The sequence below is a fragment of the Pseudactinotalea sp. genome, assembly GCF_048594945.1.
GTDB lineage: Bacteria > Actinomycetota > Actinomycetes > Actinomycetales > Beutenbergiaceae > Pseudactinotalea.
Window position 1 is genome coordinate 1 of sequence record NZ_JBMDXJ010000536.1, and the last position, 10,078, is coordinate 10,078.

Here is a 10,078-nt window from a genome sequence, read left to right on the forward strand (position 1 = left end):
GTCGATCCCGTCCGTGGTGGAGGACTCGGCCGGGGCAGCCCCCGCGGGGGTTTCCTCGGCCGGAGCCTGCTCCGCCTCACTCGAGCCCGCAGACGCCTCACCGAGCACGGCCACGGCAACGTCGGACACGTCCACCGGAACCGTGATCGGCACATCCACGTCGATCCCGTCGGTGGCGGATTCCTCAGCCGGGGGAGCAGGGTCGGCAGCGGGTTCGTCCGCAGCCGGCTCGCTCGTGGTCTCGGCATCGCCGAGCAAACCGACTGCGACGTCGTCGACGATCACACTGACGTCCACGGGCGCGTCGACCGCGACATCGGGTAGTGCGTCGGTGACGTCGCTGAGTGGGAGGTCGACAGAGACGTCGACATCCAGAACGCCGAGGGTGCTGTCATCCTCGGCAGCGTGGGCCGCACCGGCCCCGACGACCAGCAGGCCGCCTGCGACGAGCGCTGTCTTCAGCGCACGCCGAACGAATGCATGCATGTGATTTCTCTTTCCTGTCTGAGTGGAGGCGCGTGATCGGCGCCGGGTCGCGTGCCGTGCGCGGGGCACGGCAAGGCCCACTCATCCAGGAGAGACGGGCACCTCGAAGAACGTCGAGAGGTGCGAGGCACGGGCGTCGCGGTCGGCACCTTCCCGGTAGCTCGGGATCAGCATGGTGCCGCCATGCATCACAGCCGCAGCGTCGTGACCGGTCGCGGTACGCGCGCCGGCGCCTGAGGAAGCGCCCGCGGGAACTCCCCGAGGGCTTCCTGGCGAGCTGGTCGTGCCTCGGTCGTCACGTGCGTCTGCCTCGCCGCCGGGCGGCTGCGCCGCCGTGATGGTCGACGGCGGCCTCTGGTTCGTGCCGTCCTGCGGGCTCAGTGGTGGTCCAGCACGGACCAGCTGCGGCGTCACCGACGCCGCAACATCCAGGTCCGTTCCGACGTCCGCAGACGGGGCGACCACTCCGATCGGCAGCTGGTCCGGCAGCGGAGACGGAGCCTGCGCGGCTGGAACCTCCGGACGCACCCCGACAGGGATGAGCGGCTGCAGCGGCTCCACCACAGGCTCGAGCGCGTCGGTGATGGGAGCCAGTGGCTCGATCACGTCTCCGATCAGCCCGGTCACCGGGAGCAGCAGGCCTGCGACCGGAGTCATCACGGGCTCGAGCGCATCGACCACGGGCGCCAGCGCGGCATCGGTGACCGGCGCCACCTGATCGAGCACCGGCTCGACCGCAACCTCGACAACGGGCGCGACCACGCTCTCCGTGACGGGCGCGACCACGTCCTCGACCACGGGAACCACAGGCTCTGCCACCTCGTCGATGACCGGTACCACCACGTCCTCGACCACGGGAGCAATCGGCTCGACGACCTCCTCGACCACCGGAGCGACCGGCTCGACGACCTCCTCGACAACCGGTACTACGGCCTGATCGACGACCGGCACCACCACGTCCTCGACCAGGGGTGCGACAACGTCGTCGGAAACCGGTGACAGCACCTCGTCGACGACGTCGGTCACGGGATCGAGCAGCCCGTCGAGCGGTCCCGCGTGGGCCTCATCGGCGGTCGCGGCGGACACTGCGAGCCCGACTCCCAACACCCCGGCCACGAGCATCCCGCGCCGCAACAGGCGCGTCACGGCGCCTGTGCTTCGCGATGGGTGCTCGAGATCCATCGGACCGGCTCCGTCCCCCGACTGGTGTGACCGTGTTCTACGTCACACTCTCGCGTGACGGTTCACACGATAGCGCGCGCAGTGCGAGCGCGCCACCATGTGGGACAACTGGGTGCGGATGAGCAGCCGATCAGCGGTGCCTTACGATGGACCTGAGCTTGACGTGCTCCGGGGTCGGTGTAATTCCGAACCGGCGGTGACAGTCCGCGACCCGGCAGCGCTCGTCCACCCGGACGAGCGGTGGCGGTTGACCTGGTGGAACTCCAGGACCGACGGTGAAAGTCCGGATGGGAGGATGCACGCGGCGGAGGCGGCCGATCACGGCACGCGCCGCCGTCAGGCGGGTGCTCGCAGCACCCCTCTTACCCCGGATGCCGCCGGGGGAGAGGACGATCGCGATGGCTGAGCACCGGTTCCCGCTCGTGGCCCGCGGCACGGTGCTCGCACCGCTCACGCTGGGCGCCGCGCTGATCGTCGTCTGGGCGCTGGTGTCCGCGGCGCTCGGCCCGGCATTGGTCCCCTCGCCGCTCGCGCTCGCCGAGCGTCTCGTGGCCGAGGTCGACGACGGCGATATCCTCGCGGCCGCAGCAGAGACGTTCGGCGTGAGTGCGCTGGGCTGCCTGCTCGGACTTGTGGTCGCGTTGCCCTTGGGGTACCTGCTCGCACACTCCGACACGGCGACCGCCGCGCTCGGTCCGTATCTCGCGGCCTCGCAGGCAATCCCAGCCGTGGCGTTCGCTCCGCTGCTCGTGCTCTGGTTCGGATACGGGGCACTGCCGAAGGCGGTGCTGTGCGCGCTGCTCGTGTTCTTCCCGATCCTGCTGAACACGGTGCTCGGGCTCTCGACGCTCGATCGAGACGTGGTCGACGCCGCCCGTGTGGACGGCGCTGGACCGGGACGCCTGCTCGTCCACATCGAGACCCCGATGGCGCTTCCCGCGGTGCTCACCGGTATCCGGAACGGGTTCGTGCTCTCGGTGACCGGCGCGGTCGTCGGGGAGTTCGTCATGGGTGGCGCCGGTCTCGGCGAGCTGCTGTCCGTGTTCCGTGATCGCGTCGACACCACCGGCATGGTGGCGACGCTGTTCGTTCTGGCGGCCCTCGCGGTCGCTATCAATCTGGCCGTGCGCGGCCTCGAAAGGATGGTCCGATGGTGGTGACCCGACGCCGAGCCCTGATGCTCGCTGCGGCCGTGGGTGCAGGAATGATGACGGCGGGCTGCACCGATCCGCGCCCGGGCGCTCCCGACGCACGGCTGACGATCGGGCTGACGTACGTACCGAATGTGCAGTTCGCGCCGTTCTACCTCGCCGAGCAGCGCGGGTACTTCACCGAGGCGGGCGTGGACGTGACGCTGCGGCACCACGGCGAGTCGGAGGACCTCTTCGGCGCACTCGCGGCAGGCCGCGAGCAACTCGTGGTCGCCGGGGGTGACGAGATGCTGCAGGCACGGGCGCAGAGTGTGGACGTCATCAGCGTGGCCACCCTGTATCAGTCCTACCCGGTCACGCTCATCGTGCCCGAAGGCAGCGACATCACCGCTCCTGAGCACCTGGCAGAGCGCACCGTCGGCATCCCCGGCCCGTACGGCGAGACGTACTTCGGGCTGCTCGCGATGCTCCAGGCCGCTGGCCTCTCCGAGGACGACCTCGAGATCGCCAGCATCGGATACACCCAGCAGGCGGCGCTCTCGGGCGGGCACGTCGACGCCGTCATGGGCTTCATCAACAACGACGTGCCACAGTTCCAGGCGACCGGCCTGGCCGTGACATCGGTGAGCATCGGTGACGTGCCGCTGGTCGGCATCAGCCTGGGCACGACCGGCCGCGTGAGGAGTCAGAACGGGACAGCGCTGCGCGGCATCGTCGAGGCGGTCGGCCGGGCCGTCGCCGATATCGCGGCCGACCCATCCCTCGCCGTCGACGCTGCATCCGAGGAGATCCCCGGGAGCATCACCGAGGAGCAGCGCGCGATCATGGCGAGCGTCGCCGAGGCCACGGTGCCGCTCTACGGCGACCTCACCGGACCATGGGGCCTTCACGACGAGGCGCGCTGGGAGGAGATGGCTCCGGCCATGCTCGAGCTGGGCCTGATCGACGCGGAGGTGCCGGCCGCTGAGGCGTTCACCAACGAGTTCGTCTCAGCCGGTGACTGAGCAAGGCAGCACCGTGCCACGCAGGTAGGCTGACCGGCCGTGAAGACGTTCGACGATCTGTTCGCAGAGCTGGCGCGCAAGGCCGAGGAGCGGCCCGCCGGATCCGGCACGGTCGCGGAGCTCGACGCCGGCATCCATGCCATCGGCAAGAAGATCGTGGAGGAGGCGGCCGAGGTATGGATGGCCGCCGAGCACGAGGGCGACGAGGACACCGCGCTGGAGATCTCCCAGCTCCTGTACCACCTCCAGGTCCTCATGCTCGCCCGCGGTCTGACCCCCGCCGACGTCTACAAGCACCTGTGACCACCGAGGAGCCATCGATGCTGCGCATCGCCGTCCCGAACAAGGGTTCCCTTGCCGAGCCCGCCAGCGAGATGCTGCGCGAGGCCGGCTACCGCCAGCGCCGCGACGGCCGCGAGCTCGTGCTCGTGGACGAGGCGAACGCCGTCGAGTTCTTCTTCCTACGTCCGCGCGACATCGCGGTGTACGTCGGGTCCGGCACCGTGAACGGCGGGATCACCGGACGTGACCTGCTGCTCGACTCGGACGTGGACGCGGTGGAGCACCGCGCCCTCGGGTTCGCGTCATCGACGTTCCGGTACGCCGGGCCGGCGGGTGAGATCACCACGATCGAACAGATCGCGGGCAAGCGCGTCGCCACGTCCTATCCGATCCTCGTGGGCAACCACCTGCGCGAGCGCGGGATCGAGGCCGAGGTGGTTCGGCTCGACGGCGCCATCGAGTCCACCGTTCGCCTGGGGGTCGCGGATCTGGTGGCTGACGTGGTCGAGACCGGGTCCACGCTTCGCGCGGCGGGTCTGGAGGTGTTCGGCGATCCGATCTTGCAGTCGGAGGCCGTGCTGATCCGCCCCGCAGGGGAGTCGCACCCCGGCCTGGAGGTCCTCGACCGGCGCGTCAACGGGGTGCAGGTCGCGCGCCGCTACGTGCTGATGGACTACGACGTGCCGGAGTCGGCGGTGGAACGTGCCGTAGCGATCACGCCGGGCCTGGAGTCACCCACCGTCTCGCCGCTCCGAAGCTCGGGCTGGGTCGCGGTCCGTGCGATGGTCGAGCGCGAGACCACGAACCAGGTGATGGATCGCCTGTACGCCGCCGGCGCGCGGGCCATCCTTGTCACGTCGATCGACGCCTGCCGCATCTGAGATGCCGACGGCGGAGCGAGTCTTCCGACCTCGCTTCACCTTGGTCGTGTGTCTCGTCATCGGCGCTGCCTTCGTGGGTGGTGCCACGTTCCTGCTGGTCACGTTGGCGGGGCTGTCGGGCAACCACGCCTCCGACGCGTTCTCGATCGTGCTGATCGCCGCGCTCGCCGTGACGACGTGCGTGCTGCTGGGGCGCCCGCGCGCCGTCGCCGATGCGCGTGGGCTGGCGGTCCGGAACCCGATCCGCAGCCGGCTGCTGGTCTGGGAGGAGATCGTGACGGTTCGGTTCGGGCCCAGCGACCCGTGGGTGCTGCTCGACCTCGCCGACGGTTCCAGCCACGCAGTGCTCGCGATCCAGGCGTCCGACGGCGCGCGGGCGCGCCGGGACGCGGCGTGGCTACGCCGCCGGGTGGCCGAGCACGAAGGGCACGAACCCCCGCACTGACGGGCCCTGCGCTACAGGTAGAGACCGGTCGAGACCTCGACGCGCGCCGCAGCCACGGCGTGCAGGTCCTTCTCGCGGAGGATCACGTAGGTCTCGCCCTGGATCTCCACCTCGTGCTGCTGCTCCTCGCCGAACAGCACCTGGTCTCCGACCTTGACGGTGCGCACGTGCGGTCCGACGCCGAGCACGGCCGCCCAGTGCAGCCGGTGCGCCATCTGCGCGGTGGCCGGGATGACGAGGCCGGCGGAGGACTTGCGCTCGGCGTCCTCACCGGACATCTGCACGAGGACACGGTCGTGCAACATCATGATGGGAAGCGTGCCGGAGGGCGTCGTCGGTGCAGCCACGGGAACCCAACCTACGCGAGGTTGGCCGCGTGCACACCCGCAGCTGCCGCGGCGAGGAACGGCGTCACGTCCGCGTCGAGGTCCCGCCCCATCGTGGAGAGTCGCACCGGACTCGCTCGCAGCGCGTCCTGGAGTCCGTCGACGGCGACGCTTACCAGCGTGTGGCGGTCACCGAGGGCGCGTGCCTGGGTCCGGACGAGCTCGCCGATCTCACCTTCGAGCGCGGGAACCACCACGTCGGCGGCGGCCAGTGCGACTCGCCCGTACGCGGTGAGACTGTGGTGGGACACGCCACGGTGCCGCTCGCGCGGATCGGCTTCGGAGACCCGCAGGCTCGCGACGGGACGACCCCCGAGGGTTGCGATCGCATTGACGGCGTCTCCGGCTGCGACGCCGGAGAACCCCCAGCGCGTCCCGGTGCCGAGATTGCCGGGACCCTGCGTCACCACGACCACGTCGGCGGCGAGCACGAGGCGTGCAGCCAGCAGTCCGGAGTGCAACGAGACGGCCTCGACATCGCCGCCGAACGCCTGCCCGACCGTCACCGACGCCGCCAGCCAGCCGGCCTCACGCAACCCCGCGACTGCGCGCGAGAACCACACAGGCAAGGCTCCGCCGTCGGTCATCACATAGACGACCCGAGCATCGGGGCGCACGGTTCGGATCCCGGCGACGATCGCCGGGAGGGCGGAATGCAGGTCCGCGACGACCACGGGAAGACCAGCGAGGTCATCGGCCTCACGCAACAGGTCGTGGTGCTCCGACTCCTGCTCGTCCACACCGAGGACGAGCGTCTGCAGGGGTGTGTACCGAGCCTTCACGAGGTGACCCGGCGCGGGCTGTGGATCGGCGGGGAGTCGCTCGGGCAGCGCGACCACGAACCCGTAGCCGCCGGTGCCGAGCCCGCGCTCGAGCGCCGCTGTGGTGACCAGCACACGGTCACCGACCTGCGGGTCGCCGACCAGACCCGAGTACGCGAGGGCACGCACATGGGCGTTGTCGATCGTCACGGTCAGCTCCTGGACGCCCGTCCACGACGTACCCCGCTCGGCAACCACACCTTCACGCCAGATGATCACCCTGCGAACCTAGTGGCTGCCTGCGCCGCGTTCTCGTCGTCGTCCAGTCACCTCCCGGTCATCCAGGTTGCCTAGCGTTCGAGCATGGCCACATGGCACGAGCACGTCCCTCCCGCAGCGGTCGTCGTGGTGCTACCGAGCTTCACCGCGGCGGCGCATCCTCCGGTCGACCTTCCGCAGCCACCGCGCTGGGAGGCACGGACACGCAGGAGGCTCCTGGTGCTCGTCGTGATCGGAGCGCTCGTTCTGATGAGTGTGAGCGTGCCGGTGTGGCTCGGCGAGACACCCGGCTTGTGGTTCAACCTCCTGTTCACCGTGCTGCCCGGGGTGTTCGGGCTCGGCATGATCTCGGTGGCCTTCGATTGGCACACGCCAGCCTCAGCCGAAGAGGCGGCCCGGGAACGGTGGCGTTCGAATCCGCCGGTCGGCCCACCGATCGGCGGTGTCGTGGCCGATCGCAACGTCGACATCGGGAGCGAGTCGGGGCAGGTGACCACGGTGGCGCTGCTGGTCCAGGTCGGCGGCGAGCAGACCCCTGCGGCATGGCGCAGGCGCGGAACGCAGACCCTGCTCCAGCCCCAGGTGCCGGTGATCGGCAGCCCGGTACGCCTCTGGCGCTCCCCGGGCGGGGCGGTCCTCGTTGAGGCGCTCGACCCCAGCGCGATCCCCTTTCCCGTGCAGCCGAACGATCAGATCGGGCACGACCGGCCCGCCTGACCGACGACCGTCGGTCACCGCGCTAGCGTTCGACAGATGACTGAGCGCGTGGATGCAGCGGAGCGGATGCTCGATCTCGTCATCGCGCTCTCGCACACCCGGCACCGGATGACCAAGGCCGATATCCGGGCGAAGGTGAAGGGGTACGGCTCGAGCTCGTCGAACGACGCGTTCGAGAGGATGTTCGAGCGCGACAAGGAGCATCTTCGCGATCTCGGGATCCCGATCGTCACGCTGACGGATGCAGTGCACGAGGACGAGATCGGGTACCGGATCGACACGGCGGCGTACTCGTTGCCGCCGATCGATCTCAGCCCCGCCCAGATGGGTGTGCTCTCGCTCGCGTCCGAGGTGTGGCAGGACTCGGCCTTCGCGTCCTCGGCGCGCCGCGGACTCACCAAGCTCCGGGCTGTCGCCGGCGGCACCACCACGGCGGCGCCCGGCGTCGCGCTGCGGGTGCGCGGGCCTGATCCGGCGATGGGGGAGCTGCTGCAGGCGATCGCCGAGCGCACGCCGGTGCGGTTCACCTATCGCGCGGCCTACAGCGGCGAGACCACGGTGCGGACCGTCGAGCCCTGGCGCGTGCACGCGCGCGACCGCGGCTGGTACCTCGTGGGTCACGACCGGGACCGGGACGCACAGCGGTCGTTCCGCACCTCCCGCATCCTCGGCAAGGTCGAGCGCGCCGGACAGCCGGGCACCGTGAGCATTCCCGACCAGCGGCCCGCCACGCCCGAGCGCGTGTTCCACACCAGCGTGCGCCTCGCGATCAGGCCCGAGAGCGCCGCGGCACTGCGTGCGCGCGGCACGGTGGTCTCCTCGATCGAGACACCTGTCGGGGTGCGAGACGTGCTCACGCTTGACGTCAGCGATGTGGGATACCTCGCTGACGAGGTCGCGGCCTACGGGCAGTCTGTGCTCGTGCTCGATCCACCCGAGCTCCGCGACGCGGTGCTCACCCGGCTGCGCGCCGTGGCCGTGCTCGGAGGCACCGCATGATCGAGACCGCGCCCGACCGGCTCACGCGCATGCTCGCGATGGTGGCCTATCTGCGTGACAACCCTGCGGTCCCCGTGGCCGAGGTGGCCGAGCACTTCGCGATCACCGAGGATCAGGTGATCGCGGACGTCAACACCCTCTGGGTCTCCGGGACGCCCGGGTACATGCACGGCGACCTCATCGACTTCGCGGGTGATGACCTCGACCACGGGGTGCTGACGCTGCTGGACTCCCGCGAGATGGACAGGCCGCTGCGGCTGTCGCCCGGGGAGGCGGTCGCGCTGCTGGTGGCGCTGCAGTCGTTGCAGGGTGCCGCGCTCGCACCCGAGGACAGCGCCCTGGTGGAGGAGACGATCGCCGTGCTCCGCACGGCGGCGGGCGAGGCCGCACAAGCTGCTGACGCCGTCGAGCTCGTCGATCGTCGCCGCGAGGTCGACGACCGAGCCGCCCGCATCCGAGAAGGATTGCTGGCGGGTCGACGCCTGCACCTGCGGTACGTGTCCGCGTCCGACCAGACGACCGAGCGGGACGTGGACCCGCTGCAGCTGCTCACCGACGGCGAACGCTGGTTCCTGGTCGGTTGGTGCCACCGTGCCGAGGGCGTGCGGCACTTTCGAGTGGATCGCATCCTCGAGGTCCAGGTGCTCGACGCGGCTGCCGATGCGCATCCCGACGTGCGGCTCACCGGCCGCACCGAGCCGGACACCGCCCGTGCCGAGCAGGTGCGACTCGAACTCGCCAGCCGTGCCCGCTGGTTCGCCGAACAGCTTCCTGATGCGCACATCACCGAGCTTGACGACGGCTGGCTGGAGCTCACCGTCGGCGTGGTCGATCTCGCCTGGTTGCACAACATCGTGCTGGCGCTCGGCCCTGACGTCCGTGCCGTGGAGCCGGCCTCGATCGCGGCCCGACTGAGTGCGACCGCGCAGAGTGCCCTCGATGCCTATGCCGCGCTTGAGCGCCACTAGGCTTGACGCGTGATCTGGTTCGCGGTGTGGACGGTGCTGGTGCTCGGCACCATCGCCGGCGCCGTGCTGCTCGGACTGCGGCTGTGGCGATCCGGCAAGGCGCTCCTGGCACAGCTGTCGGAGACCGGACGGGTCATGGATCAGCTGCAGACACGGATCGAGGAGCTCGAGGCGGCCCGGGGACCGGAACCGGTGTTCACGCCGTCGCTGCTCGCCACCGAGGAGCAGCGAGAGCGGTGGCGCGTGGTGCGGCAGGCGAACCGCGACGCACGTGCGGCACGCCGGCGGCTCCGGCGCGGACTCACGTATCGCCGCTGGCAGGACGTCCTCAGCACCAGTTCGTCGCCGGTCCGCTGAGGGCGGCTCTCAGGAGACTTCCAGGCGCGCCCGGGCACCATCCCAGCCGACGTCACCTAGACTGAAGCGAAGCAACTCACTCGAAGCGGAGACATCATGCGTCTGCAGGCCTGGCACGCCATCGTGCTGCTCGTCGTGATCCTGCTGGTGTTCGGCGCCAGTCGGCTTCCCGACATCACC

Annotated in this window: 13 protein-coding genes, 1 pseudogene and 1 riboswitch; of the genes and pseudogenes, 10 read left to right on the forward strand and 4 right to left on the reverse strand. The window is 70.2% G+C overall.

Annotated features, from left to right (window positions below):
• A pseudogene (locus ACOJSN_RS24445) lies at positions 1-486 on the reverse strand (hypothetical protein); the annotation flags it as partial.
• An 81-nt stretch (positions 487-567) separates the two neighbouring features.
• Positions 568-1,632: a hypothetical protein gene (locus ACOJSN_RS24450; protein ID WP_420115090.1), complete on the reverse strand. Its 1,065-nt coding sequence runs from the start codon at positions 1,630-1,632 to the stop codon at positions 568-570.
• A 197-nt stretch (positions 1,633-1,829) separates the two neighbouring features.
• Positions 1,830-1,971: riboswitch (FMN riboswitch) on the forward strand.
• A 95-nt stretch (positions 1,972-2,066) separates the two neighbouring features.
• Between ACOJSN_RS24450 and ACOJSN_RS24455 the strand changes: the two genes are divergently transcribed.
• From ACOJSN_RS24455 to ACOJSN_RS24475, 5 genes are read left to right on the forward strand one after another with little or no spacing between them, the layout of a single operon-like run.
• Positions 2,067-2,828, forward strand: coding sequence for an ABC transporter permease (locus tag ACOJSN_RS24455; protein WP_420115091.1), 762 nt, complete (start codon positions 2,067-2,069; stop codon positions 2,826-2,828).
• Positions 2,819-3,823 (forward strand): ABC transporter substrate-binding protein, encoded by a 1,005-nt coding sequence (locus ACOJSN_RS24460; protein WP_420115092.1) that lies wholly within the window; start codon positions 2,819-2,821, stop codon positions 3,821-3,823. Before ACOJSN_RS24455 ends, ACOJSN_RS24460 begins: the two co-directional genes overlap by 10 nt.
• Positions 3,824-3,862: 39 nt before the next feature.
• A complete protein-coding gene (locus tag ACOJSN_RS24465) occupies positions 3,863-4,126 on the forward strand; it encodes a phosphoribosyl-ATP diphosphatase (protein ID WP_420115093.1) in 264 nt (87 codons plus the stop codon).
• 17 nt (positions 4,127-4,143) lie between these two features.
• A complete protein-coding gene (hisG, locus tag ACOJSN_RS24470; protein ID WP_420115094.1) occupies positions 4,144-4,986 on the forward strand; it encodes an ATP phosphoribosyltransferase in 843 nt (280 codons plus the stop codon).
• Between the two features lie 46 nt (positions 4,987-5,032).
• Positions 5,033-5,431 (forward strand): PH domain-containing protein, encoded by a 399-nt coding sequence (locus ACOJSN_RS24475; protein ID WP_420115095.1) that lies wholly within the window; start codon positions 5,033-5,035, stop codon positions 5,429-5,431.
• Between the two features lie 11 nt (positions 5,432-5,442).
• Here ACOJSN_RS24475 and ACOJSN_RS24480 read toward each other — a convergent pair whose 3' ends face one another.
• On the reverse strand, positions 5,443-5,739 hold the full coding sequence (locus ACOJSN_RS24480) for a GroES family chaperonin (RefSeq protein WP_420115101.1): 297 nt from the start codon (positions 5,737-5,739) through the stop codon (positions 5,443-5,445).
• Between the two features lie 50 nt (positions 5,740-5,789).
• A complete protein-coding gene (locus ACOJSN_RS24485; protein ID WP_420115096.1) occupies positions 5,790-6,857 on the reverse strand; it encodes a DUF3866 family protein in 1,068 nt (355 codons plus the stop codon).
• A gap of 84 nt (positions 6,858-6,941) precedes the next feature.
• Between ACOJSN_RS24485 and ACOJSN_RS24490 the strand changes: the two genes are divergently transcribed.
• From ACOJSN_RS24490 to ACOJSN_RS24510, 5 genes are all read left to right on the forward strand, one after another.
• On the forward strand, positions 6,942-7,574 hold the full coding sequence (locus ACOJSN_RS24490; RefSeq protein ID WP_420115097.1) for a hypothetical protein: 633 nt from the start codon (positions 6,942-6,944) through the stop codon (positions 7,572-7,574).
• A gap of 36 nt (positions 7,575-7,610) precedes the next feature.
• Positions 7,611-8,573 (forward strand): helix-turn-helix transcriptional regulator, encoded by a 963-nt coding sequence (locus ACOJSN_RS24495; protein ID WP_420115098.1) that lies wholly within the window; start codon positions 7,611-7,613, stop codon positions 8,571-8,573.
• Entirely contained in the window at positions 8,570-9,541 is a 972-nt protein-coding gene (locus tag ACOJSN_RS24500; RefSeq protein ID WP_420115099.1) for a helix-turn-helix transcriptional regulator, read from the forward strand. The genes ACOJSN_RS24495 and ACOJSN_RS24500 overlap by 4 nt, the downstream gene beginning before the upstream one ends.
• A 9-nt stretch (positions 9,542-9,550) precedes the next feature.
• Entirely contained in the window at positions 9,551-9,898 is a 348-nt protein-coding gene (locus tag ACOJSN_RS24505; protein WP_420115100.1) for a hypothetical protein, read from the forward strand.
• Between the two features lie 96 nt (positions 9,899-9,994).
• Positions 9,995-10,078, forward strand: an 84-nt coding sequence (locus ACOJSN_RS24510) for a twin-arginine translocase TatA/TatE family subunit (RefSeq protein ID WP_420115102.1), incomplete at its 3' end; no start/stop codon positions are given.